This is a genomic window from Streptomyces sp. NPDC032198 (assembly GCF_040636975.1).
Taxonomy (GTDB): domain Bacteria; phylum Actinomycetota; class Actinomycetes; order Streptomycetales; family Streptomycetaceae; genus Streptomyces.
Window position 1 is genome coordinate 31,679 of the sequence record NZ_JBEZVL010000010.1, and the last position, 24,414, is coordinate 56,092.

General features: G+C 66.6%; 23 protein-coding genes. 10 read left to right on the plus strand and 13 right to left on the minus strand.

Features of this window, described 5'->3' with window-relative positions; all coding sequences use genetic code 11:
- The first annotated feature begins 129 nt into the window (after positions 1 to 129).
- Positions 130 to 435, plus strand: coding sequence for a WXG100 family type VII secretion target (locus AB0E78_RS25890; RefSeq protein ID WP_361836889.1), 306 nt, complete (start codon positions 130 to 132; stop codon positions 433 to 435).
- A gap of 70 nt (positions 436 to 505) precedes the next feature.
- Here the strand turns inward: AB0E78_RS25890 and AB0E78_RS25895 are convergent, their stop codons facing one another.
- The 9 genes from AB0E78_RS25895 to AB0E78_RS25935 all read right to left on the minus strand — a co-directional run bounded on the left by AB0E78_RS25895 (position 506) and on the right by AB0E78_RS25935 (position 10,192).
- Positions 506 to 1,543 carry a hypothetical protein gene (locus AB0E78_RS25895; protein ID WP_361837737.1) on the minus strand — a complete coding sequence of 346 codons (1,038 nt, stop codon included), beginning with the start codon at positions 1,541 to 1,543 and terminating at the stop codon, positions 506 to 508.
- Between the two features lie 35 nt (positions 1,544 to 1,578).
- The gene (locus tag AB0E78_RS25900; protein WP_361836892.1) at positions 1,579 to 2,250 is read right to left on the minus strand and encodes a hypothetical protein; all 672 of its coding nucleotides are present in this window, start codon (positions 2,248 to 2,250) and stop codon (positions 1,579 to 1,581) included.
- A gap of 189 nt (positions 2,251 to 2,439) precedes the next feature.
- Positions 2,440 to 3,768, minus strand: a complete 1,329-nt coding sequence (locus AB0E78_RS25905; RefSeq protein ID WP_361836895.1) for a hypothetical protein — start codon at positions 3,766 to 3,768, stop codon at positions 2,440 to 2,442.
- Positions 3,758 to 6,112, minus strand: a complete 2,355-nt coding sequence (locus AB0E78_RS25910; RefSeq protein ID WP_361836898.1) for a hypothetical protein — start codon at positions 6,110 to 6,112, stop codon at positions 3,758 to 3,760. The genes AB0E78_RS25905 and AB0E78_RS25910 overlap by 11 nt, the downstream gene beginning before the upstream one ends.
- A gap of 10 nt (positions 6,113 to 6,122) precedes the next feature.
- Positions 6,123 to 6,545 carry a hypothetical protein gene (locus AB0E78_RS25915; protein ID WP_361836899.1) on the minus strand — a complete coding sequence of 141 codons (423 nt, stop codon included), beginning with the start codon at positions 6,543 to 6,545 and terminating at the stop codon, positions 6,123 to 6,125.
- Between the two features lie 281 nt (positions 6,546 to 6,826).
- Positions 6,827 to 7,573, minus strand: coding sequence for a hypothetical protein (locus AB0E78_RS25920; RefSeq protein ID WP_361836902.1), 747 nt, complete (start codon positions 7,571 to 7,573; stop codon positions 6,827 to 6,829).
- A 109-nt stretch (positions 7,574 to 7,682) separates the two neighbouring features.
- Positions 7,683 to 8,573 carry a hypothetical protein gene (locus AB0E78_RS25925; RefSeq protein ID WP_361836905.1) on the minus strand — a complete coding sequence of 297 codons (891 nt, stop codon included), beginning with the start codon at positions 8,571 to 8,573 and terminating at the stop codon, positions 7,683 to 7,685.
- 40 nt (positions 8,574 to 8,613) lie between these two features.
- Positions 8,614 to 9,822, minus strand: coding sequence for an enoyl-CoA hydratase/isomerase family protein (locus AB0E78_RS25930; RefSeq protein ID WP_361836907.1), 1,209 nt, complete (start codon positions 9,820 to 9,822; stop codon positions 8,614 to 8,616).
- 55 nt (positions 9,823 to 9,877) lie between these two features.
- On the minus strand, positions 9,878 to 10,192 hold the full coding sequence (locus tag AB0E78_RS25935) for a hypothetical protein (RefSeq protein ID WP_361837739.1): 315 nt from the start codon (positions 10,190 to 10,192) through the stop codon (positions 9,878 to 9,880).
- 336 nt (positions 10,193 to 10,528) lie between these two features.
- Between AB0E78_RS25935 and AB0E78_RS25940 the strand changes: the two genes are divergently transcribed.
- A complete protein-coding gene (locus AB0E78_RS25940) occupies positions 10,529 to 11,344 on the plus strand; it encodes a hypothetical protein (RefSeq protein ID WP_361836910.1) in 816 nt (271 codons plus the stop codon).
- Here AB0E78_RS25940 and AB0E78_RS25945 read toward each other — a convergent pair.
- Positions 11,334 to 12,368, minus strand: a complete 1,035-nt coding sequence (locus AB0E78_RS25945) for a hypothetical protein (RefSeq protein ID WP_361836912.1) — start codon at positions 12,366 to 12,368, stop codon at positions 11,334 to 11,336. The genes AB0E78_RS25940 and AB0E78_RS25945 overlap by 11 nt on opposite strands.
- Positions 12,368 to 13,045 (minus strand): hypothetical protein, encoded by a 678-nt coding sequence (locus AB0E78_RS25950; protein ID WP_361836915.1) that lies wholly within the window; start codon positions 13,043 to 13,045, stop codon positions 12,368 to 12,370. Before AB0E78_RS25950 ends, AB0E78_RS25945 begins: the two co-directional genes overlap by 1 nt.
- A 191-nt stretch (positions 13,046 to 13,236) precedes the next feature.
- Here AB0E78_RS25950 and AB0E78_RS25955 point away from each other — a divergent pair, with 191 nt between their 5' ends.
- Positions 13,237 to 13,728 (plus strand): hypothetical protein, encoded by a 492-nt coding sequence (locus tag AB0E78_RS25955; protein ID WP_361836917.1) that lies wholly within the window; start codon positions 13,237 to 13,239, stop codon positions 13,726 to 13,728.
- 291 nt (positions 13,729 to 14,019) lie between these two features.
- Here AB0E78_RS25955 and AB0E78_RS25960 read toward each other — a convergent pair whose 3' ends face one another.
- Positions 14,020 to 14,313: a hypothetical protein gene (locus AB0E78_RS25960; RefSeq protein WP_361836918.1), complete on the minus strand. Its 294-nt coding sequence runs from the start codon at positions 14,311 to 14,313 to the stop codon at positions 14,020 to 14,022.
- A 154-nt stretch (positions 14,314 to 14,467) separates the two neighbouring features.
- Between AB0E78_RS25960 and AB0E78_RS25965 the strand changes: the two genes are divergently transcribed.
- The 5 genes from AB0E78_RS25965 (at position 14,468) to AB0E78_RS25985 (ending at position 21,485) form a co-directional block, all read left to right on the plus strand.
- Positions 14,468 to 14,749 carry a GntR family transcriptional regulator gene (locus tag AB0E78_RS25965; protein ID WP_361836920.1) on the plus strand — a complete coding sequence of 94 codons (282 nt, stop codon included), beginning with the start codon at positions 14,468 to 14,470 and terminating at the stop codon, positions 14,747 to 14,749.
- Between the two features lie 99 nt (positions 14,750 to 14,848).
- On the plus strand, positions 14,849 to 15,490 hold the full coding sequence (locus AB0E78_RS25970; protein ID WP_361836923.1) for a hypothetical protein: 642 nt from the start codon (positions 14,849 to 14,851) through the stop codon (positions 15,488 to 15,490).
- 118 nt (positions 15,491 to 15,608) lie between these two features.
- Positions 15,609 to 20,159 (plus strand): DUF6531 domain-containing protein, encoded by a 4,551-nt coding sequence (locus tag AB0E78_RS25975; RefSeq protein WP_361836925.1) that lies wholly within the window; start codon positions 15,609 to 15,611, stop codon positions 20,157 to 20,159.
- Positions 20,153 to 20,737, plus strand: a complete 585-nt coding sequence (locus AB0E78_RS25980) for a hypothetical protein (protein ID WP_361836927.1) — start codon at positions 20,153 to 20,155, stop codon at positions 20,735 to 20,737. Before AB0E78_RS25975 ends, AB0E78_RS25980 begins: the two co-directional genes overlap by 7 nt.
- Before the next feature lie 79 nt (positions 20,738 to 20,816).
- On the plus strand, positions 20,817 to 21,485 hold the full coding sequence (locus AB0E78_RS25985) for a hypothetical protein (protein ID WP_361836929.1): 669 nt from the start codon (positions 20,817 to 20,819) through the stop codon (positions 21,483 to 21,485).
- A 63-nt stretch (positions 21,486 to 21,548) separates the two neighbouring features.
- Here the strand turns inward: AB0E78_RS25985 and AB0E78_RS25990 are convergent, their stop codons facing one another.
- The gene (locus tag AB0E78_RS25990) at positions 21,549 to 22,352 is read right to left on the minus strand and encodes a serine protease (protein ID WP_361836931.1); all 804 of its coding nucleotides are present in this window, start codon (positions 22,350 to 22,352) and stop codon (positions 21,549 to 21,551) included.
- A gap of 293 nt (positions 22,353 to 22,645) precedes the next feature.
- Between AB0E78_RS25990 and AB0E78_RS25995 the strand changes: the two genes are divergently transcribed.
- Together AB0E78_RS25995 and AB0E78_RS26000 are read left to right on the plus strand one after the other, a co-directional pair.
- Complete coding sequence (locus AB0E78_RS25995; protein WP_361836934.1) at positions 22,646 to 23,236, plus strand: hypothetical protein; 591 nt, start codon at positions 22,646 to 22,648, stop codon at positions 23,234 to 23,236.
- Between the two features lie 433 nt (positions 23,237 to 23,669).
- A complete protein-coding gene (locus AB0E78_RS26000; RefSeq protein WP_361836937.1) occupies positions 23,670 to 24,404 on the plus strand; it encodes an RcpC/CpaB family pilus assembly protein in 735 nt (244 codons plus the stop codon).
- Positions 24,405 to 24,414: the final 10 nt, after the last annotated feature.

Here is a 24,414-nt window from a genome sequence, read left to right on the forward strand (position 1 = left end):
CTGCCCCACCCGTAAGCTGCTGACTCAAGAGCGGAAGATCGCACGAACGGCCACACGGCCTTCGAGCGGCCCGCACTGAGGAGCCAAGGGGGATGGCCCTGCGGCGAGTTGGATTGGATGTGAAGCCACATGGCCAAAGACGCCGATATCACCTATGAGGAGATGCGGACCGCGGCGGGCAAGCTGAACGACGCCAAGGACAAGATCGATGAGAAGCTCGACGCTCTTGAGCGCTTCATCGAGAACCTGGTGAAGAACGGCTACACGACTCGCAAGGGTTCGCAGGCCTTCGAGGACTCCTTCAAGGAGTTCAAGAAGGGCGCCAAGGACACCATCGAGGGCCTCACGGGCATGGGCAAGTTCCTGACCAGCGCCGCGAAGGCGTACGAGGACCTGGACGACGACCTCGCGAGGGGCGTCAAGGGCAAGGGCTGAAAAACCCTGAGCCGGCAGTCGGCCCTCGGAGCGGTGCAGTCAGCGCTCCGGGGGCCGAGTTGTTCCCGGCTCAGCGGTTGATGGACTGGATCTCCTCGACGGTGATGTCCTGGACGGCCTCGATGGTGCCGTTGGGCATGCCGACCGGGGCTGCCTGGCCCGTGCCCTGCCAGTTGATCTCCCAGGTGAGGGAGGCCTTGAGCGGGTACGTGTCGCCGCCGGAGGAGCGGCGGTACGTGATGCCGCAGGGCGGGGTCTCCTTGGACTTGCCCTTGGCGTAGGGCTCACCGATCCTGCCGTCGACGATGGGGCACTCGCCGTCCGCGGGGATGGTGGTGGCGTCCTTGGTGCCGGGGTCGAGAGTCAGGGACTTGGGGGTGGCGGTCGTGGTCGCCTCGAGATGGAAGCCGGGGACGTCGATGGCCGCCGTCGCCGTGACGTCGTCGAAGACGGCCTTGTCGAGCCAGGCCCACGTGGGCAGATTCACCTTGGTGGTCGCCTCGGGGGCGAGGGTGACCTTGGTGCCCGGGAGCTCCATGTGCTGGTAGGCCAGGGCGGCCAGTATCTCGGGGGTGATGGCCTCTTCGTGCTGCGGCGGCGGGGGTTCGCCGTTGTCGACCCAGAAGGGGAGGTCGGTGCAGCTGGTCCGCTCCAGGTAGTCCGGCTCGTTGGGGTTCTCGACACCGGCCCAGAACATCCCGTCGCCGTCCTTGTCGACGTTGTAGTCCTTGTAGCCGGGGGTGTCGGTCCAGCCGTAGTCGTCCTCGTAGTGCCGCTGCATCTCGTTGATGGCCGCGCCCGCGTGGCCGGCCATGCCGGGTGTGTTCTTGGCCCTTTTGATGTCCCCGGACATCTTCTCTTTGAAGTCCTTGGCTCCGAGGTACGGGGCGTACCAGCAGGGCGGGGGGTCCCAATTGACGTCGGTCGACTTCACGTTGCCGCTGCCGCCGCTCTTGGCCACCGAGCCGGAGTAATGGACCTGCGCGGCGGCGTAGATGCCGGTCTCGTCGCTGCCGCCCTCTTCTTTGCTGCCGCCGTTGCCGGATCCCACTGGTTTCCCCGCGTACGCGGTCCCGGCGAGGGCAGAGGCGCTGAATACGAGCGTCAGGGCTGCGGTGCTGAAGGCTCTACGCCGCGATCTGGTCACTGGCACTTCTCCGCCTTTGTCTCGACGAACACCTTGGAAGCCTGCCAAAGGGAGTCACCCGTGGGGTACTTGACCATCACGAGCCTGTAGTAGTCGAAGTCCTTGAGGCTCTTCTCGGTCTTCAGGATTTTTCCGGACTTGATCTCTTTGCCGTAGAACTTGCTCGCGTCCGCACAGAACGCGACCTCCACCGAATTGCCGTTCGCGGTTGACCGAGTGGTGGCCTGGTAGTGGCGCAGGGTGCCGTCCGCCGTCCAGCCACCGTCGATCCAGCCGTCGATCTGGGTCTTCGCGTAGTGCAGTCCTTCGCCGGTGCCATAGGCGGACACGGCTGCGTCCTTGGCCGTGCGCTTGTCCACGCCCCGGTAGATGGCACGGAAGAAGTTGGCGGCGTCATCCATCGCCGCCGCTTCCTTCTTGTCCTTCGGCTTGTCCCAGTTGAAGACCAGGTTCATGTCCTTGGGCAGGGACACGTCCACGCCGTCCGGCTTGTCCTCCGCCGGGGCTCCTGACGGCTCCGTCGACTTCTTCGGCTTCGCCGAGTTCTGATCGGCGCCCGCGATCTTGTCGTCCTTGGATTTGCCGTCGTCTCCGCTGCCGCAGGCCGTCAGGAGCAGGGCTGCGGTCGCGGCGAGCGCGGTGGCGGCAGGCATGATGCGGCGGTTCACAGTCGGCTCCCGGTGGGGCGAGGGGTGTCTCCAGCAGGCTGACGCTATCCGTGGGGTTGTTGGTTCCGCCAGGGTCGATAGCCGGACAAGTCGCCGTATCCCGGCGGACTGTCATCGTGTCGTGACGCGTAAGTCGCTGCCGGTGATCGTCCCGGATGGGGAGGGGCCTCGACTGGTCGGTCCCTTCCCTCAGCCCCGGCCCCGCGAAAAGTCCCCCCGCCCCACACGCCCCGCGAGCCCCTCCTCGTCCGTGTCCGCGAGCAGCGATCCGTAGCCCGTGGCCGCCCACACGCTCCGGTCGGCCGGGACCTCGAAGTACGGGACCGTGCGCCCGTCGAGGTCGTCCGTGAGTACCTCGGGTGCGCGGCGGGTCCGTACCGCCGTCGCGCACTCCTCGCAGGCGGCCACGTGCAGCTGGTCGCGGCGGCCCAGCGGGCGCCAGTGGATGCGGAGTTGGGCGCGGCCGTGCAGGGGGTTGAAGAAGCAGAGGGGGAGCGGCGAGGCCGTGCCCTCCAGGGCGTCGCGGCCCGACGTGACGAGGGCGAGCACTCCCGCCAGGTCGGGCAGGCCGCGCCCGGCGTCGAGTACCTTGCCCGCGGCCGCGTACGCGTCAAGGGCGCTCTGCATGCCGGGACTTGACGTGTCGGCCGCCTGGATCGCCTCGCCGAGCGCGAGCACCTCCGCTTCCGTCTGGCGCCGCAGTGCCGCCTCGTCGGCGGTACGTGCCGCCGCGAACACCGCCTGGGGGTGGGCGAAGGGGGAGCCGGTCGCGCTGGGGTACCGGTTCGACCGGCCGCGCCCCCGGCGGCGTACGCCCACGAAGAGGAAGAGACCGGCGGCGGCCAGCGCGACCGCGACCGCGATGCCGGCCGGCAGCAGCCAGGAGGGTCCGCTCTCCTCGTCCGCGCCTTCCGGGCGATGAGGCAGGCTGCCGCTCCCGCCGCCGTCGTTGCCATCACGCAGATGCTCCGTGGCGTCCTCGTACGCCTTCGTGCCGTCGCCCTCCGCGATCAGCTCGATCGCCTTCTCCGTCTGCGCCGCGAGCCCCGCGTCCTTGAACTCGTCCAGGAAGCCGACCGTGCCCACCGCGTCGCGGGCCTGCTGCTTGTCGTCCGGCCACTCGAAGCCGTTGAGGTTCCCGCTCCACCTGTCCCCGCCGGTGACCAGGATGAGCTCGCTCCGGTCGACGCGGTCGTGCACGACCTCCGCGAAGGCATCCGCCTCGCCGTCGTACGCGTCGCCCTGGACGATCGGCACCAGGGCGACCTTGATGGGCAGCCCGGTCTTCTCGATCTGCCGTACGAGTCGCTTCTGGCGGGCGGGAGGCACCGAACCGGCGTACGCGGGATCGACGTACACCGGCGACTCGCGCAACGCGTCGGCGACCTTCTCGCCCGGGGTCGGTGTCGGCGCTCCGGGCGCTTGCGCGGCGGCCGGGAGAGCCGTGGTCACGAGGGCGGCGAGGGCCGTGAGGGCGACGCACGCCGTTGTGAGGGCGCGCTTCACGTCACTGGACACCGGCGTACTCCCTTACCTTGCGGATGAGTTGAGGGATTCCGTCGCGGGCGGCGGACAGCGGCCCCGGCGCCTCCTCGTACGGCACACGCTCGCGGCGCCCCGCACCGCCTCCCGCGCCCGGGATCGTCAGCCGGAGCGTGTACGCGAGGCGCGGCTGCACGCCGACGAGGACGCGGCACTCCGCGCACACCGGGAGGGTGCGCAGTCGCTGGTCCTCGGGCGCCCACAGGGCGTCGCGCCACCCGGTGGCGGGGCCGTGCAGCGGGTTGAGCGCGCAGCAGGGCTTGTCGATGTCGGCGAGCGCGGCCCGGCCCGCCCGCGCGAGGACGACGGCCGCCGCGAGGTCGGCGGGCGTGGCGTCGTCGTCGACGTGACCGTCGGGGTCGCGGTCGACGAGCAGGGTCGCGGTGTCGAGGCAGTCCCACACGCGGGTGCGCACGGACGACCGGAGCGCGGCGTCAGGGTCGAACTCCCGCCCAAGGGTGTCGAGTTCGTCGTGAGCCGTGCGGCGCAGATAGTCGCGGGAGGGGTCCGGAGGAGCCTGGAAGGAGGTGTCGGCGGACGGGGTCACCGCCGCCGCGCGCGACCGCCGCAGACTTGGCACGGCGCGACCCAGGATGCCGAGCAGCGCGGCGACGACCCCGAAGACCAGTCCGGCCGCCACCGCGCCGACCATGAGCCCCGGCCAGAAGTCACCGGAGAAGAGCGGCGCGAGCCGGTTCTCCTCCACGGGGTCGGGCGCGTCGTCCATGCCGAGCGAGGAGGTCTCCGGCTGGTCGGTGCGCGGCGCCTTGTCGAGCAGCGTCATGAGGGCGTCGAGCCGTTTGCCGAGCTGGTGGTCGGTGGAGCGGTCGTCGTCATCGCCGTAGCGGATCGCGTCGGAGAGGTCGAACCCGACGAGGTCCGCGTCGACGCGGACGTCGTACGTCACGACGTCGATCGTGCCGCCCAGCGGATCGGCGACCACGTAGACACCGCGCTCGCCCTTGGCCCCGATCTTCTGCCGGACGGCTTCCAGGAAGAGTTCGGGTTCGCCCTCGGACTCGTCCTCGGTGAGCTGCGGGACGAGGGCGACGAACACCGGCCCACGGTCGAACTTCTTGATCCGGTCGGTGAGTTCACGCGTCTGCGTGCTGTCGAGCGGGTGCGGGCTCTCGGGATCGCTGTAGAGGGGGCCGCGCTCGCGCAGTCCGTCGGCGACACGTTCGACGCGGCTCGACAGGTCGGAGGCGATGGGCGCCGGGGCGGCGCTGGACGTCTTCTGGTCGAAGACGAGGGTGGCGCCGAGGGCGATGGCCGCCGCGGCGAGGGCAGCGGCGCCGGCTTCGACGCGACGGGCGGTGAGGAGGCGGGCGGTGAGGCGGCGCGGAGCCGCTGCCTTGCCGTCGACGCGTGCCGTTGCCCCGGGCCGGCGGCGCCACCACCGGCGCACGTAGGGGCTGACACAGATGATCAGCAGCGGTACGCCGGTGAGGGCGATCCCGGTGACGAACGACTGGTTGTCGCGGTCGACGGGATCGATGTGCATCTCCGGCTCGTCCCCGCCGGCGCGCTCGTTCTCCTCGCGGGCGGTGTCCGCGCGTTCGGCGGCCTTCTTGCCGCCCTGCGCGATGACGTCGGTGAACCGCTCGAAGCTGAGCAACGGCCCAGCGTCGTACGGAAGTTCGTAGAGAGCCACGGTCGACGCGTCATCGGCGGGCGCCCGCACCCCGAAGGCGGTTGCGCCCGCGACGCCCATGTCGTCGACGAGGACGTACAACCCGTCACGCCCCAGCCGGTCATGCACGGCCGCGAGCAGCCGCTCGGCGTCGGTCCCCTGATCGGGCAGCACGAGGACGTAGGTCGGCACACCGGTCCGCTTGGCGAGCTTCGCGAACTCGGGGGCGGTGGACCGGGGGATGTCGCGGGGGAGCTGGTCGGTCACGTAGACGGGGTTGCCGCGGAGGAGGGCGGCGAGGGAGGCGGCCTGGGTGGGTGCCTTGCCCTTGGCTTGTCGGTCCTCGGCCTGTCGGCCCTGGTCCTGTCGGCCCTCGGCCTCCTGGGGCAGGTGGCCGGTCCGGGCCTGTTGGGTGGTGCGGGTCGCCGAGGTCGGCAGGTGGCTGTTCGGGGCCTGCTCGGCGGTGCCGGTCGCCGAGGTCGTGATGGCGGGAGGAGCGCTCGTCCTCTCCGCGGCGGGTGTCGCGCCGGCGCCCAACAGGAGGAGAGAGCAGAGGCCGGCGAACAACGCGAGGCAGCGTCGCCCGCCGTGGCTCACGCGTGAGCCACCCACCTCGGGAGCCGCTCTCCCGGCAGCCGGCCTCTTGCCGATTCCGTCGCCCGCCACCCGTCCCACCCCGTCGCTCATTGGCCGCACTTTACTGTCGCGACGGAGGCGTTTCCATGGGGACCGTCGGGGTGCTGTTACGGGGCGGGGTAAGGGAGCTGGCCATCCAAGGGTCCTTGATCTCCTCGCCGTCAGGCCCCATGACCATGGTGCGCAAGCCTTCGCAGAGGCCGTCGGACGGACCGACGTTGTCCGACGACCGGATCTCGATGCCGAAATCGCCTTCGGGGTGCCGGGTCACGAGGGGCGTACCGGCGGCCGAATGTGCGGCGGCGAAGGCCACGACCGTTATCCGCTGGGCCGTGGTCAAGGAGTCAAGGCCGACGATTTCGGGAAGCTCGCCGAGGTGACGCACGAACTCGGCACGCCAGCGCGAGCTCAGCCTGCCCCATGAACCTTCCGTGGAGACGACTTTGACGTTGTCTCCGCCCGCGCTGAAGGCACGGGGTTCCACGCGATCGATGGCGGAGCGCGGTACCTCCCACGACAGCGATGAGGGCGACCGCGAGCCCCGCCTTCAGGCCATTGCGAGCGAGTCGCGAAGCCTGCGAACGTGCGGTGTGCCGGTGTGGGAGGCCAGCCTTCGTTCGCCATCAACTCTTCTTGGATGTCGCCGCGTTCCGGATCGCGGAACCACCGGAGGCCATCGACTGCGGAGGCCATTCCACTGGCGAACTTGGCGGCGGTGCGCAGGAGTACGTTCTCGTCGGGGGAGGGGTACCAGTCCATCGCCGGTCACGCCCGCCCGTGTTCTTGCTCTCGCCCTCGCTCTACGCTCCCGGCTTCATCCGGAACCCCCTCACCGGCTGCCTCACCGGCCCCCTCACCGGCCGCCTCGCCGGAGCCGGTGAAGCTCACTGTCCGCAGAATCGCCACGACCATGTCGCAGAACTCGCCCCAGTAGTCCACAGATGCCGTGAAGAGCGTGAAGACGGCGGTGTACGGGCCATTGGGGAACGGGACGTGAACTTGGATCTGGCCGGTCGGCAGGTTGGCTTCCTCGCCCGTGGCCGACACTTCCGGACCGAGCTTGAACTCTCGCAGAGTCACGCAGGAGACAGCCGGGCCACACGGCAGGTCCATCCAGCGGGCATCGTTGAGCGCGTCCTGGCCGAGGGCAGACAGGATGCCCTGAGCGGCGACGTCGGGGTCGGTCTGGTCGGTCTCGACGGCGGCCACCGTGAACGCGCACTGGGCCACGCCACCCTCGTCCGTCGAGAAGAGCCCCATGGCGGAGTAGGCGAGCCCTTGCTCCGCCATGTACTCGGCGATGGCGGCGTAGTAGGGGGCCGCAGGAGTCCAGATCGACTCGTCGCCGCGAGAGTAGAGCTCTCGTACGAAGGTGTCGGCGAGGGCGGCACGCTCCTCAGGGGTGCCCGCCAAGGGGAGGGCGAAGAACCCCTCGGGAGCGGTGAATGTCATGGGCGGGAGGGGCGCGCCGCCGCTCGGGGCGGGCGGTATGACGTCTGTGGGAGTGGCCATGGGTTCGGTCCTGATCAGTGGTCGTCGGGGACGTGGTCGCCGGGAACGTGGTCCTCGTTGAGCCGCGGCCGTCGGGAACGTGGTCTTCGCCGAGCCGCGCTCTTCGGGATCAGTAGTCGTCGGGCTGTTCCTCGACGTCCTCGCCGTCCGGCCCCAGCAGCTGGTGCCCCCCGGTGAAGACTCCGACGGACGTGGGCGGCCCGTCTCCCATACGGTGCTCGACCAGGACATGGCCGCTGGGGCGGCGGCTGACCACGGGGCGTGCGTCGAGCGCGTGCCGGGCGGTGAAGGCCTCGACGGCCTGGCGCTGACCTGGGCTGAGGTCGTCGTCGTCGAGCAGCTCGTGCGGCGTGGCCAGATAGCGGAGCAGCCCGTAAGGCAAGGACACGTGCAGGCGGCACCACGATCCGTCGGTGAAGCGGATGACCGCGTCAGAGTTCTCCTTGCTGAACTTCCGCCTCTCGGCACCGGCGATGTCCGTACGGGCGCACTCCCACAGGACCTCTGGTTCTTCGCGTCCGCCGTCGGCGCGGCCGAGGATCACGAGACGGCGGTCGGTGACGACGGCGTAGGTGAGATATCCGGCGGGGCGTCGGCTCGTGTCGAGCTGCCAGGGGAGCGTCCGGGCGAGGGTGCCGGGGGCGGCCCACATGACGGGGAAGTCCTCGACCTCGTTCGCGGGATCTTCGGGCGGATGCCCGATGGCCCGAGGGACCTTGGTGAGGCTGCCAGAGCCCGCCAGCGTCTCCAGCCCGCCCGCGACGACGGCGTAGAGGCCGCGCAGCCCGAATCGCGCCGCTGATCGGGTGCGTTTCTCGGGCTTGGTCCGGGGTGTGTACTGCGGGCCTTCCGGCCACCCGGGCAGCTGATCGCTGATGTCGAGCCGGTTCGCATCCCGGAACCAGCGCATTCCGGATACCTGCGGGGCGACGCCGGTGGCGAACACCACCAGGTCACGGGCGAGTTGGACCTCGCCCTGTTGTGGGTGCCATGCGGTCATGAGCTGGGCCTTAGATGAGTGCCGAGGGGGCGGGGGTCGTTCAGTGCGCGGTGGCGGACTGGTCCAGGCGGTCACCCAGGTGAACGGCCTCGCCCACATGCTGGGGGACGGACCAGAACTTAGGAGCGATCTTGATTGTCGCGTCGATGCCCCGGCCCAAGTTGCTCAGGGGATCCGCGGCGAGCCGTTCGGGAGCCAGCATGTTCCAGCCCTTGGTGCCCATGAGCTGTCCTTGCCGGTAGCCCGCGTTCATGACGCCGGCGAGGCGGTTGAGTTTCGTGCTCTCATGGCCGACTACCTCAACTCCCTTGTGCCCCCAGAGCGTTACTGTCTTGCCGAAGCGGGAGAGCGACTTCCCTCCCGTCACCCCGGTGTCCTCTCCGAACGCGATCAGATTCCGGGCGGTCTTGGGGCCAAGACTCCTGAAGCCCGCACCAAAGACCTTGGCCTCCTTGGCGGCATTGGCGCCCTTGCCTATCGCGACGCCCTCCTTGCCGAACGCGCCGATACCGGGCAGCAGCCCAAGAGCGTCAAACCCGATGGCCACCCAGCTGACATCGGCACCGGCGGCCTTCGCGATGCCGTGGCTCAGCAGAGCGAGCCCGCTGGTGAGCAGGGCTGCCGCGCCGAAAATGGCACCCAGCGGCTCGAAGGGAAGAGTGATGATGGCGAGGAAGGCGAGAATGCCGCTGAGGTCGCTGAGAGCGTCGCCGATCAGCTTGATCAGATCGGCATGGTCCTCGAGCCACTCGCCCGTGGCGTCCCACGCATCCGCGATGCCCTTGCCCAGCTTGTCCCAGAAGCCGGGCTCGTCCGGGGCGATGTCGCCGGCCTTGTCCAGCTCCTTGCTGATGGCCCCCGCGGCGCGGCCGTAGCGATCCTCCAGGTCGTGGACCTGCTGGGTGACACCGTCGACGTCTCCCGACGCTTTCGCGGCCTCCTCGCTGTCGGGCTTCGCCTCCTCCCGGGCTTCCAGCTTCCGCCCGGCCGACTTCTCCAGGCGGTCCGCCTCGTCCTGGAAGTCCTGCAGCTCACCGGCCCACTTGTGCAGCGCCCGCGAGGCCTTGTCGAACGATTCGTGACTCTTGCGGACGAGGGGTGTGACGTCATGTCCGATGTACTCGGTGAAGGCGAGGGCGGTCTTGCCCTTCCAGGCCCCGCACTCGATCCGCTCCAAGTCCCTTACAGCGGAACCCAGTTCCGTCGCGAGCCCGCCCAGCTTCTTCGCGAGCTCGCGGGTGTCCGTCACGTCCCCGGGGGTGGGGTCCCAGCCGATGTGCGGAAAGGCAGGCCGACGCCCCACGTCAGTGGCCCTTCTTCTTCGAGTCCTTATCGGCCGACTTGAGCGACTCGGCCAGCTCCTGGTCCAGCTCGCTGAACTTCTCGCCGATCTTGTTGATCATCTTGACGGCGCCGTGTGTGTGCTTGCCGAGCTGCTTGACGCCGTAGCCCCACTCGTCGGCGAACTCGTGTACGTCCTCGACGAGTTTGCTCGCGCCGACGACCGATCCATCGGCCCCGCGGAGGGTGCGGCGAGCGGCGTCCATGCGGTCACTGACCGTGGAGAACGTCTTCCGCAGGTCTTCGAAGATCGTGTCGTCGAGGCGTAGGTCACTCATGTCCGCGGTGCGCTTCCCCTCGGCGGTCATCGTCGGCTGTCCGGCGCGCGAAGAGACGCCGGGGAACCGACAATAACTGCCGGATGCATGGATTCGCCAGGGCGAACTATTGCGAGGTGAGAGAAGGCGGGCGGGCGCGTGAAGGCCCGGTGAAAGCAGGTCGGTCCAGGTGCCGACCATCTTGCCTTCCCTTTGCCTTCTGCTTTGCTTTCATTTACTTTCCCCGCGTCCCGGCCGCGCGCGAAGTGCGGAGGAAGTGCGAAGGGGGATGCGCGCGACGACGCGAGGCCCTCGCTGTAGATTCGTAGCGGGTCGGGAGAGGGAGTGGCGGGGGAAATGGATCTACGGGCGGTAGTGAGCGGCTTCAAGAACGTGATCCCGCTCCCCGGCCTGCCCGACGCCTGGTACTGGTCACCGGTCCGCACCCTCAACTTCGCCGGCGCGCTCTCAGCCGACGGCAGGCGCCTGCTGCAACTGAGCGGCCGCGAGTGGTTCGACGAGGAACTGGCCGTGGCGACACTGGAGTTCGCGCGGGAGCGGGAGTCGGAGATCTTCGCCAGCAACCCCCACCTCGGCACGGCGGACGGCTTCACCCCGCCGCGTACGGCCGAGGGTGAGGCCCGGACCTTCGACGTGGTGGTCGGCATAGCCCCCGAGGTCCACGACTTCTACAGCGTCGACAACCCCGCCCTCACACCCCACGTCCGCCTCGTATTCCCCGCGTACGCCCACGAGTTCTCCGGCCGCGAGACCCTCGACGAGGCGATCACCCGCTACCGCATGCTGCGGCTGCACGAGTTCGACCGCAGGGACCCGCAGCCGTTCCTGAAGATGCGGTACGCCAACACCCGTACCCGCTCATGGAGCGACAACCCGGGCCGTGGCTTCACCAAGGAGCGGATCCTCGTCCAGGAGCTCCGCCTGCTGGAGAACGCCCCCGGCAGCTTCGTGGAGTTCGAGAACCGTCACGGGGCGGTGTGGCGAGTGGAGTGGCACGACGGCCCGTGGCTGCTGGCGGAGTGGGGCACGGCGGAAAGCCCTCCCGCCCCGGAGGTGCGTGACGCGACCGAGCCGCGGGAGATCGAGCTGGAGGAGCTGCTCGACTTCGCCGCGGCTCGCCTGCGGGCCCAGCTAACTGGCCTCACCGGTTGATGGACTGGATCTCCTCGACGGTGATCGGCTGATCGTTCCCGTACTCGCCGTCGGGAAGGTCACCGCCCGCGCCGCCGGTGCCGGTCCAGGTGATCTCCCAGGTGGCGGTGGCCTGGAGATTGAACTTCCCGTTCCCGGAGGAGCGCTGATAGGTGACACCACAGGGCGGAGTCTGCTTCGCCTTCCCCTTGGCGTACGGCTCCCCGATCGAACCGTCGTCGTTCAGCTCGCACTTGCCGGAAGCGGGGATCCGCACGGCGTCCTCGGTGCCCGGCTTGATGCTGAGCGCGGTGGGCTTCGCGGTGGTCGTCGCCTCGATGTGCAGCCCGGGAGCGTCGAGCGAGGCAGTGACGGACACGGGCTGGAAGTCACCCTTGTCCAGCCAGGCCCAGGTGGGGAGATTGACCTTGGAGGGCCCGTCGGGCGCGAGGCTGACCTTGGTGCCGGGGACCTCGATCTGCTCGTACGCGAGACCTGCGAGGGTCTCCGGATCGATGGCCTGCGGGACCTCCGGAGTCTCGCCGTTCTCGACCCAGAACGGCTCCTTGTCGCACTTGAACTGGTCGGCCATGGAGGCGTTGGGGTTCTGCTGGGCCCCCCACCACATGCCGTCCTTCTCCTTGTCGATGTTGTAGCCGTCCTTGGCGTACGCCTGGTTCTGGTCGGACATGTCACCGAGAACATCGCGCGGCGCGTCAGGGTCGTGCCGCGCGCCGAAGTAGAGCCGCTGCCGGTACTCCTGGAACTCGGTGGCCTTCCACTCCGGCGCGTACCAGCAGGCGGGCGGCGTCCAGTTGGTGTCGACGGACGCAACACGACCTCCGCCCTTGCCGTTGCCGGATGAGGTGTAGGAGATCTTGGCTACGGCGGCGACGGTGTTGCCCTTTTTCTCGGCCGAAGTGGTGCCGTTGGTCGGCCCGTCCTCACCGGCCAGTGCCGGGCCCGCGGGGCCCGCCGCGACGAACATCAGCGAGAAGCCGACGGCGGCCGATATGAGTGGCGCTCGACGCCCCGACCTCACCATCACCTGCACTCCTTCGCCTCGGTCGCCACCTCGACCTGCTTGGCCCGCCACAGCCCCTTGTTGCTGTCGGACGCGGTCATGAGGACCTGCCAGGAGTCGAAGTCACTGATGCTCGCTTCCGTGTGGTGCACCTTCTTCGTCTTCACCTCCTTGCTGTACAGCTTGCTGCTGTCGCTGCAGAAGGTGACGACGGCTGACTTCTCGCTCTTCACCGGTTCGACCTTGATGTCGGTGAAGTGCATCTCTCCGGAAATGGTGAATCCCTTGTCGACGCGCTGCTTGATCTGGTCCTTGGCGTACTTGAACGCCGGGCTCTGATACTCCGAGTAGAACTTGTACGCCGCGTCTTCCGTGTCCTGCTTCACGATTCCGTACCGAATCGACTTCACGAAGTTCTCGGCGTCGTTCGCGGCCGCGGTCTGGTCCGGATCCGACACATTCGCCTTGTCGAAGACGAGCTGCACGCTCGCGGGGAACTTCATCTCGGGGCGGTCGACGACAGGCGCATCACTCTTCTTCCCGCCAGGCGACGCACTCTTCTTGCCGCCCTCATCCGCCCCCGCGATCTTGTCCTTGCCCGAGTCCTTGTCGTCCCCACCCCCGCATCCACTCAGCAGCAGGGCAGCGGCAGCCGCCAGCGAGACGGCGGCTACGGGCAGGTGGCGACTGCGGTTCACGTGGGACTCCCGGTGGGGCGACAGTTCTACAAGCCATCCGAAGGTACTGAAGTGGTCAATGCCTTCGCCAGGCTTCACTTTGCCGAGTAGTGAATGTCTCGTGAGGCCAATGGCCGTACAAAGTGGTCCAGTTCGGTCGCAGCGCGGACGAATGGCACGCGCCCAGGCACCGGAATGGAATACTCCATCGGATGAAGTACGTGAAGGCCGACTGGGACGAGGAAGGCCACGGCTTCCGGGTCGACGCACAGGAATACCTGGCCGTACTGCCAACCCTCAGAGAGATGCTGCCCGGCGGGGCGTGGGCCTTTGTGTCCGACGCCGGACATTACGCCTTCGCGAGCGAACGCTGCGTAAAGGATCTGGAGCTCACGAACATCTGCCTGCCCACAAAGACAGCAAACTCCGCAGACGGATCGGGCGCGGCATCACTCACATTCAGCCCAAACCGGTGGAAGCACACCAGAGGCCTACGCATCGAGTACGCGGACGTCACGCACTTCTCCATCGACTACGCGAGGTCGATCGACTGGATGGAGTCGATCACCGTGCTACTGGACGAGGTCCTGCCGTACGGAGCGGGCGGCGGCGCCGGCATCACCCACGAGATAGAGCTGACGGACGCGACGATCAGGGTCCAGTGCGCGGACCTGACGGCGACATGGGAGGAAGCGGTGGAGTAGGGCAGCTGTCTTGCAGGAAAATCCCGGTGGCGCACCGCAAAGAGGACTCTCGGCCGGGATTTTCCTGCAATGGCCTGGCCTGCAATGGCCTGGCCTGCAATGGCCTGGCCTGCAATGGCCTGGCGTGGCACAGCGCGACGTCACCTGCGGGTGGCGGATACGACGCGGCGCACTCCGCGCACGCGTACACGTTGAATCCCGGCCCGGTCGCCGCATGCACTTCATGTACGAGGGCGGGGGCGTCGGTGGTGCACTGGTACCGGGCGCACATCCGCACCGGCGGGCGCGGGTTCACCGGGCGGCCACCGGTACCGGTACGCCGTGGATGTGGCGCGGCCCGGTGTCGATGCCGAGGGTGGCCAGGTAGAGCGCGCGGCGGCGTTCGCGCTGGGCTCGGCGCTCGCCCGGCGTGAGGACGTAGGGGCGTACGACGGGCGACGCGTGGCCGTCGAGGCGCTCGGTGAAGCGGGGTGGGGGCGGCGGAATGAGTGCGCGCGCGATGCCTTCGAGGCGGTGCCGGCCCCGAGGTCGCGGGGCGAAAAGGGCAAGTACTCGCCCCAGGAATCGAACGATAGGGTCGCTCAAGTCGACGCTCCTTCAGCAGCGTTGGCCATGCCCCGGGGCGGTGCCAGCCGTCGCCGGGGTCTGTGTTGCGTACGCCACAACGTTAGCAAGCCACGTATAGCTATGTATAGCTCTCGGATGGTTTCTGCAGGTCAGCGGTGCTTACGGTGGCTCTATGAGTGGGCAGAGCAAGGTCCCGGACTTCGACCCGCAGGGTCCGCAGCTGGTGTACGTCGCCATCGCCGACCACATCGCTGCGCGCATCGCCGCCGGTGAGATGAGCCCCGGAGCTCGGCTGGCCGCCGAGCGGGATCTCGCGACGGAGTACGGAGTCGCGTACTTGACGGTGCGACGTGCAGCTCAGGAACTCCGCGAGCGTGGCCTCATCGTCACGGTCCACGGCAAGGGCACGTTCGTCGCCGACCCGCTCCCGAAAGCGCCCGAAGGAGAGGCCTGACTCCGGGCAGCGCCTGCCGGAAAGCGGCCGAGTGCAGGATGGGATCCCCACCTCGTACGCTGACGTGCCAGAGCCAACAAAGGGGACGGGGACAACAGCATGGCCCGCTACACCGAAGCGCAGACCATCGCCCGCGGCGGTTTCAGCATCAAGGTGCCGGAGACCTGGTGGGAGTTCGACGTCCGCCCGGAGTCGCGTGACGCCAGCATCCGGCAGATGATCAACGACCGCATACGCGAGCGCCCCGAGCTGGAGCCCCACCGCAACACCTTCGAGGGCTTCCTGCGCAAGGCATCCAAGGAGGCGTGGCAGTCCGGCGCCCTCTACTGCGGCTGCATGGCGGAGAGCTTCGGCGGCGATACGCCGGTCACCGGCTCGGTCACCGTCTCCCTGGTCGGCGCCCGCACGTCCAACGGCGACGTGCTGCCCACCGACCCCGCCGCGATCGTGGCCCAGCTCGGCGTACGGGAGGCCAAGCGCGAGGGTGACACGTACCGCAAGGTGACGACGGTCGACATCCCGGGAGTGGGGATGGCGGCGCGCACGTACGGCATCGAGGACGTCTCGGTCCCGGGCGACGACCGCACGATCCGCGTCGTACTGATGCAGACGTTCATTCCGGTGCCGGGCCAGGAGGGCAAGGTCGCGCTGGTGGCGGGCAGCAGCCAGGTCCTGGACCTGGCGGACTCCTTCTTCGACATCTTCGACGCAGTGACGTCGACGTTCCGCTTTGCGGAGTAGGCGAGCCAAGCACTGACGCCGCCCCACGGCCCTGCCGCCTTCCCGTACGCCGTACGCACCTAGTAACTTCGCATGTGCGTACGGGTACTTGTGGGGCGGAAGCGGCGGGGGTTGTGGCATGGCGGGGAATCGTCCGGCGGATTGGCATGTCCTGGACCTGGACAAGGACCCAACTCCCGGTGACCCGGACCGGGTCCGCAACCTGGCGAAGAACCTCCATGACTTCGCCGACGACGTGTCGAAGGTGCTCCGCGACATCAAGGGGATGGCGGGCGAGGACGCGATCCTGACCTGGGCGGGCAAGACGGCAGAATCGTTCACCTCGGAGTTCGAGTCGGCGCCGGGCAAGCTGAAGAAGCTCAAGAAGAGCTACGAGATGGCCGGGGACGCGCTTTCGACGTACTGGCCGGAGCTGGAACGCTCCCAGGCCTTGGCCGACAAGGCCCTGGCCAAGGGCCGCGAGGCGCAGACCAGCCTGAGCGCCGCCCAGACCCGTCTGACCTCGGCGGACTCCTGGGTGGATCGGGCGGGCAAGGAAGCCGACAAGTACAAGGACGACAAGGACTCCGGCGCGTCCAAGGATGTCCCGAAGCCGGACCCGGACAAGGTCAAGGCCGCCACCCGCAACGCAAATTCGGCCGAGAAGGCCCAGACGGCAGCCAAGTCGGATGTCACCGCCGCCCAGTCCAGCCTGGACGCGGCGAAGAAGATGGCGGAAGACGCCCGCAAGATGCGCGAAGACGCCGCGGGCACGGCGAAGAAGAAACTCGAAGACGCCTCCGACGCGGGCATCCAGAACCGCAAATGGTGGGAGGAAGTCGGCGACTGGGTCACCGACAACTGGGACACCATCGTCGCCGTATGCAAGGTCGTCGTCGCCGTCCTGGGCATCATCGCCATGATCATCGGCGGACCCATACTCGGCGCGATCGTGTTGATCGCCGCCCTCGTCGTCCTCGCCGACACCCTCAACAAATACGCCAACGGAGAAGCAGGCCTGCTCGACGTCGCCTTCGCCGCCCTCGACTGCATCCCCGGCATGAAGGGCCTCACCAGCCTCCGCGGCCTCGCCAAGGGACTCAAAGGCCTCAAGGGCCTCAAGACCGGAATGAAGGGACTGGCCCTCGGGGCCAAGGGCCTCGGTAAGGGCACCCGTGCGATGGGGCGGCAGATGAAGAAGCTCTTCACCTGTGGAGACCCCATCGACATGGCCACTGGCGAGATGGTCATGTCTGCCACCGACGTGGCTCTACCCGGCGTCCTGCCGCTACTCCTGGAACGCCACCACCGCACCTCCACGAAGGCTGGACGTTGGTTCGGACCGAGTTGGACCTCGACGCTTGATCAGCGCCTCATCCTCGACAAGGACGGCGTACGGTTCATCAGCGACGACGGAATGGTCCTCCATTACCCGGTCCCCGATCCGGATGAGCCGACCCAACCTGTCGAGGGTCCGCGCTGGCCGCTGTTTTGGGATGGCGTCCCGGGATCTGCCATGACACTCCGCCAGCCGGAGAGCAACCGCACTCTGCATTTCCAGCCGGTGGCTGGTAGTTCGCCGTCAGAGCTGCCTCTTTCAGCCATCTCCGACCGTAATGACAACACCATCACGATCAGCTACGGGGAGAACGGAGAACCACAAGAACTGGTCCACGATGGCGGCTATCACGTAGGTGTATCAACCGACCGAGGTCGTGTCACGGCCTTCACGCTGCTCAATGATGCTGATCAGCCGACACTCCTCCGCTATGCGTACGACAGCCGAGGGAATCTTGCCGAGATCTACAACTCCTCAGGGATTCCCCTAAAACTCTTCTACGACGAGCGTCGCCGTATCGACGGCTGGGAGGATCGAAATAACACATGGTATCGCTACGAATATGACGACACCAATCATTGTGTTCGGACAACTGGAACGTCCGGAATCCTCGACTACACCTACATCTATGACACCGAAGCGAATACCACCCTTGCCGTCAACTCGCTGGGACACACCACCACTTACCAATTCAATGATGCCCTGCAGCTTTGTACCGAAACGGATCCCCTTGGTCACATCACGGCACGTGAGTGGACCCGCTACGACCAGTTGCTTTCTCTCACCGACCCACTTGGCCGAACCACCTCATACGATTACGACCTTGATGGAAATCTGACCCACGTCACACACCCCGACGGGGCGACGGTCGTAGCCGAGTACAACGAGCTAGGGCTACCGGCGAGGATTATCGATCCAGATGGCGTGCACTGGTTGAGAGAGTATGACGCTCGGGGGAATCTGACGAGCGAAACGGATCCAGTCGGTTCAACGACGGAATTGGATTACGATGAGCTCGGCCATCTGAGGACAGTAACTGATGCTCTGGGAAACGCACATAGTTTCCTTAATAATGCAGCAGGGTTGATTATTTCCACCACCAACCCGCTCTCTGCTGCAACTCGAATAGGGCGTGATTCATTCGGCCGTGTGGCATCAGTTTGCGAAAGCTCTGGGGAGGAGACGCGGTATGGCTGGACGGTTGAAGGGGAGCCGTCCTGGCGCATCGACCCCGACGGATCAAGATCGCATTGGAAGTATGATGCCGAAGGAAACCTTATTGAGCACGCTGACCCTGAACGTGGCGTCACGCGCTACGAAATTGGTGGTTTCGATCAGCCTAGTCGCAGGGTAGATCCAGATGGCAGACTGAACGAATTCACCTACGATACCGAACTTCGCCTGACGGGCGTCACAACTCCACTCGGAACTTGGACGTACGAATATGACGGAGTCGGCAATCTCGTCAGAGAGGGCGACTTCAACGGCCGGCTCGTTCAATACCAGTACGATGCGGCACGCCAACTCATCGCTCGTATAAACGGTGCCGAACAACGAATTGAGTACGTCTACGATCCACGTGGTGCTACCGTCGGGCACAGCGTCGGCGGCAATACCACCTCATTCGAATTCGACATAAACGGAATGATGGTACGTGCGTCCAACCCTGAATCGGAGATTGTTTTCGAGCGGGATGCCTGTGGACGCTCACTCATTGAGACTTGCAATGGTCGAATACTGGAACGCGCCTACGATGCTCTGGGTCGCACAACTCTCCTGCGCACGCCAAGTGGACTTTCAAACGAATGGACTTGGGGCCCGGGCGATCGTCCCGCAAGTCTTCAGGTTGCCGGACGCACTCTCACCTTCGAGTACGACACCGCAGGTCGTGAACTGGAACGACGCCTCAACACGGGTGTCACCTTGCGTCAAGAGTGGGGAACCGAGAACAGGCTCACGTCCCAGTCCTTGATTAATCGGGCAGGGGAGATCACCAAACGCCGAGAGTTCAGCTACCGAGCGGACGGTTATCTCACAGGAATCAGTGATTCGGGGAACGAATTCAGAAACTTCGCCCTTGATCACCAGGGGCGTGTCACTGCTGTCGATGCCGAATCATGGACTGAGGAATATGCCTACGATGCGGCGGGAAACCTAAGCCAGGCTGTATGGCCTGATGGATCTTCCGGTACCGAACCTCAAGGGTCACGCAGATACGAGGGATCGCGCCTCCGGGAGACTCGCCGCGATCGCTACGAGTACGACGGTCAGGGACGCGTGGTCCGACACGTTCGGAAACTCCTGTCGGGTGGGCGACGCGTCTGGCGCTATACCTGGGATGCATATGACCGGCTCACGCAGGTCGTCACTCCGGATGGACGAAGCTGGTACTACCTGTACGACGCGCTGGGACGTCGCATCGCAAAACAGCTCCTGGCTGATGACGAAGAGACCGTTGCTTCCCGAACCATATTTACCTGGGACGGGAGTCGACTCGCAGAACAAGAACAGATCACGGAGGCCCCGGAGAAGAAGACGATCACTTGGGGGTGGGAGCCGGAATCGCATCGCCCAATTACTCAGGTAGAACGCACAAGTGCACTGCACATCCCGCAGGCGCAGGTCGATGAGCAGTTCTTCGAAATTGTCACAGATCTCATCGGCACTCCGACGGAACTTGTGGATGATACCGGTGATGTGGCTTGGCGTAGTTCGTCAAATATATGGGGCAGCCCCATCGGGGACCCCCTCTGCGGCGATACTGACTGCCCTCTCCGCTTTCCTGGTCAATACTATGACGCCGAGAGCGGACTCCATTACAACCTTTTCCGCTACTACGACCCAGCCATCGGCTGCTATTACACACCAGATTCGCTGGGCCTCGCTCCAGCTCCGAACCCGTACAGCTATCCGGCCAACCCTCTCCTCTGGGCCGATCCGCTCGGACTCACCCCCTGCGTAGCCAAGCAGCTCTCGAAGAGGGCATCTGAAATACATGCGCAAGCGGGGCATCCGATTGCCCAATCAAGATCCACGGTCGCCGTTATACGGGCCCGGACCCCTTACGGCGACATAGACGTCGTGGCCGGCAGTGGCCGTGGCCTCAACAAGACACAGGAGGGTATGCTACGGAGAGGAGAAATGCTTGCGGATAACATTGACGGAACCCATGCGGAACAGAACGCGATGCTACACATCATCAAGAACGGCTGGACTCCGGTCGCTGGTGGTGCTTCACGAAGCGTATGTGATGAGGTTTGTGCACCACTGATCCGCGCCTCCGGCGGGCGGATTACAGGCGACGTGTTCCAGCGTGAATCCGGAACAAAGATTAGGACATTCCTGTGGTAGATCTGCAGCAGCGAGTCACTGCTTTCACGGAGACTGCGTCACCGATCTCATGTCAGATTTTTCTGGCAAGCTGTGTCGAGCGCGCATCGGCATCCTTCTTCTGGGGTCTAAGCGGCAAAGAAGAGCGCTCACAGGATGCCGAGGTCTATCTTTCAGATTTGAATGCACTGTGGCAGACCGGCCCGGAAGCAGCAGGGCCTTCCGAAAGTGAAGAAATTCGGCAACGAATCTATGCCTTTCCGGAGCTCACGCAGGAGGAGGAACCATCGGGAGTCGGTGCTTACGTCTCGGATGCCCTCTCGGCTCTATATTATGCGTACTCCTACATGGCAACTTTCGATGGCTCGTGGGTCGCATACACCTCATCCTGCCTAGCGGATTCTGCGCACTTCCTGGATCGTGCAGCGGGAAGCGGAAACTCCATTTCGGAATCCGAGGTCGCTGAACAACTCGAATGCATCGATCTCCTTTCATCCGATGTGGGTACTGCCATCGCATCGGTCGCCACATTGAGGGAGAAGTCACAGGCGGCCGGTCGACATCGGGTGGCATTGCTTCAGACTCTTAGCTTCAGGTGAGAATTGGGCGAGAATCCCCGGCATGGTGATGGCACGGAACAGGTACGCATCAGCCCCCGTCGTGAATGGACTGCCCCTGTTGGACGAACCCGGATTCTGGGCTGCCCACCTCGCTGATCTCAGCGAAGGCTTCCCGGCAGAGGCCTTCGGCGTCGATGCGGCGGATGCTGGTGCCGCCCTGGAGCGGCTGCACGACAGGTCGGCCTGGCCGGTGTTCACCGTGCCGCTGCCCGGCGGCTTCGCGATTCTCGTGCACTACAACAGCGGGGAGGAGTTCACAACCACCGACTACTTCCTCACGCACCAGGACTGGTCGGACTCCCGCGCCCTCGTCCTCGCCGGCGATGACCAAGATCGTGTCGGTCCTGGCCTGTGCTGGCCGGAGCTTGCGGGTCTACTCACTGCCCCAGTGGGCGCCGCCGGAGTCACTGACCCTCACGCCCGGCTGCTTCTGCTTCTTCCCGTCCTGGGCGATGCGGGCGCCCCGCCCGAAGCCGTGGATGCCGTCGTAGAAGCGCTGGTCGGGCAGGGTGCCCCGCCCGGGTGCGAGCCGTTGGCCCGGCGCTTGCTGGAGGGGCACCCGATGTGGGGTGCCGAGACGTGGACGTACGACGTCGATGAGCGAAGCTGGATCTGCGACGGCGCGCACAGCCCGCGGCAAGTACCTCTCGGGGAGCACTTGCCCCGCGTGCAGCGGGTCGGGCTGGATGCCGTGCTCACCGGGGGCGGCGGCCGGTGTCCGACGTAGGGGCTGGTGCGTCGGAGCTCGGCCCGATGACGGTAGCGCCTGCCGGGCCGAGCCCGCATTCGGCTAGCCCCGGTTCATCCCCCGTTTCACCCTCTTGCCCGCCGCAGACTCATCCAGCGTCTTCCACAGCTTCGACGAGCTCACCGACGTATAGACGCCCGGGGCGCCCTGGGCCCCGCAGCCGTCGCCGTACGAGACGACGCCTATCTGGATCGGGGCCCTGCGGCCGGGGACGTTGCGGAAGATGGGGCCGCCGCTGTCGCCCTGGCAGGAGTCCTTTGTCTCGACTCCCGCGCAGAAGTTGACCTTTGAGTCGTACTCGGCGTAGCTCGTGCCGCATTCCGCGTGCGAGAGGATCGGGACCTTTACCTCGCGGAGGCGGTCCGGGGTGTTGGGGAGTTTCGCGTCCGTGTTTCCCCAGCCCGCGACCGTGGCCTTCTGGCCGGGGCGGATCAGGGCGTCCGTTCCCTGGGTGGGGAGCGCGATCGGACTGATTCCCCTGACCGGCTTGCTGAGTTGGATGAAGGCCACGTCGTACGCCTCCTGGCCCTTGAGGTAGCGCGGGTGAACGACCACGCCGCCCTTCGCCACGTTGCGTATCTGGCCCTGGCCTGAGGCGGAAAGGACCGTGCGGCCGACCGCCACCTGGAGTTTCTTCGGTTTCACGGGCTTGCCCGCGTCGTCCACCAGGCAGTGCGCCGCCGTCATGATCGTGTCTGCCGTGACCAGGCTGCCGCCGCAGAACTGGCGGTCCAGCGGGCTGCCGGCTCCCTTGTCCATCACGGCCGCCATGAACGGGTAGGCGTCGTTGGAGACTTCGGTGCCGCCGATGATCGCGTGCGCGGCGGGGGTACTGGTGGCCAGCATGGCAAGCGCCGCCGTGGCTACGCCGGTTGCCGCCACGGTCTTGCGTGACGCCGTCCGTGAGGGACGTCGCGCGTGCGAGGAGAAAGAAAGTCTCATGGGGGGTGAATTTCTCTTCCGTGTCGAGCACAGCAGGGTTTTCTGGTGCGGTACGTCACCGCTCGACTCGCCGTCGCTGCGGGTCTCGGCGTGCCGGGTTGTGAGACGAGAGAGCATGGGTGGGGGTTCATTGGGTTCATTGGGTTCGGTGGGTTCGGTGGGTTCGGTGGGATGTCGGGAGTGAGCGAGGGGGCCCTGTGCCATCTGGACTGTCGGACCCGACGCGCCTCACCCGTCTCACCCGCCTCACCCGCCTCACCGGGGCGTGGATTGACGCCTGGATGTGCCGCGTGCGGGAGTCTCTGGACGTTTTTCTCGCGGAGTTCGAGCCACGGTTCGGGTATCCGCCCGACTGCAACTCCCTCGGGAATGCAGAAGGGTTCAGCGCCGCCGAGTGCGATGAAGTCGCCGCCGTCTCCGCCGACCTCGCACTCCTCCATCGCCACATGAGCCACCTCAGCCTCCCGGACGTCGGCGTCGGGCTCTTCGTGCATCCCGCCCGGCAGACGGTGGCCGGGCTGCACGGGGACCTGCCCACCCGGCTCGTCGGTGCGGTTGAGGACTCCGTCGTCGTCTTCGGGTCCGATGGCGGCGGGGCGCTCTTCGCACTCAGCCGTACGGACGGGGCGACCGTGTACCGCCTGCCGCCAGGCCGGGTTGACGGCGACCTCTACCACTGCGCGCCGACGGCCGACGTTCTGGCCGCGAGCCCGCAAGGGTTCCTCACCCTGGCCCCGAGCCCGCAAGGGTTCCTCACCCACGTCGAAGCACAGCTGCGGCCGATCTGACGGAGCCCCCGGCCCCCACAAGTGGCCGAAGTCCACCCAACCCGAACCCGCGGGAACCACTCCCACCCCTCCCGGCGTCATCCGTGCGGCTGATGGATCAGTCACACGTCGCTCACCGATCAGCCGGTGGTCCTCATCACCGCGCTCCGCGGAGCCCGTTGAGCAAAGGGGAATTATTCGCGTACGCACATCTCCTCACTCCGCCCGCGATCCCGGAATGCGTGGGAACCATGGAGTACGGATTGCGCGTGGGTAACGATGAGGGGTGCGGGCCGCAGCAGTCTTAACGCGCCTTGAGGGGCTTATGTGCTGCTGATACGGTGCGATGACTTGACACTGTGCCTGGGGCTGAATAGCCCGCCCGAGGCGGGCGAAGAGAGTCGCGAGTGTCTGAAAATGACCGAATCTTCTTGGGCGTGCGGGGAGCAGTTGCGTGAAGATCCAAGAGCGTACGGGGGCGGGCAACAGCCGTTCCGCCGCGCCGGTTCAGCCAGCGGTCGGTGAGCGCCTTCCCGCGCCGCCTCGCGAGCGCAAACCGGCACTCGCCGCCCTGGCCGTTCTGCTCATCCTCGTCGGCGCCCTCGGCGCCACCGTTCTCGTGCTGCGCGCCGGAGAGCGCGTGGAGGTCGTGAAGGTGACGGCGGAGATCGCGGCGGGTGAGTCGGTGAACGACGACAACGTCACCTCCGTCATGGTCGCCGACGACACGAGCATCAACTACGTGAAGTGGTCGCAGCTCGCCGAGCTGAGGAAGCTCAAGGCCACCAACACCATCCCCAAGGGTGCCGTCGCCGTCGGTGAGATGTTCTCCGGCAAGGGTGGGCTCCCCGCGGGCAAGTCGGCCGTGGGCGTCTCCCTCAAGGAGGGGCAGTACCCCGCGGACGGCCTGAAGTCCGGCGACAGCGTGGACGTCTACCAGGTCGGCGACTCGGCCTCCTCCAGCAGCCGCGACAAGGGGACCGGCGGCTCCGCCGGATCGAGCGCGAGTGACTCGCCGATCGTCTCGGGCGCCCGGGTCAGCTCCGTCGCGGACAAGAGCGACGCCACCGTGAGCACCGGTTCCCTCGGCGTCACACTCCTGGTGGACAGTGCCGACGCCGCCGCCGTCACCAGGGCCGCGTCCGCCGGTGCCGTCTCGCTCGTCCAAGTGTCACCCAACGGCAACTAGAGGCGAGTAG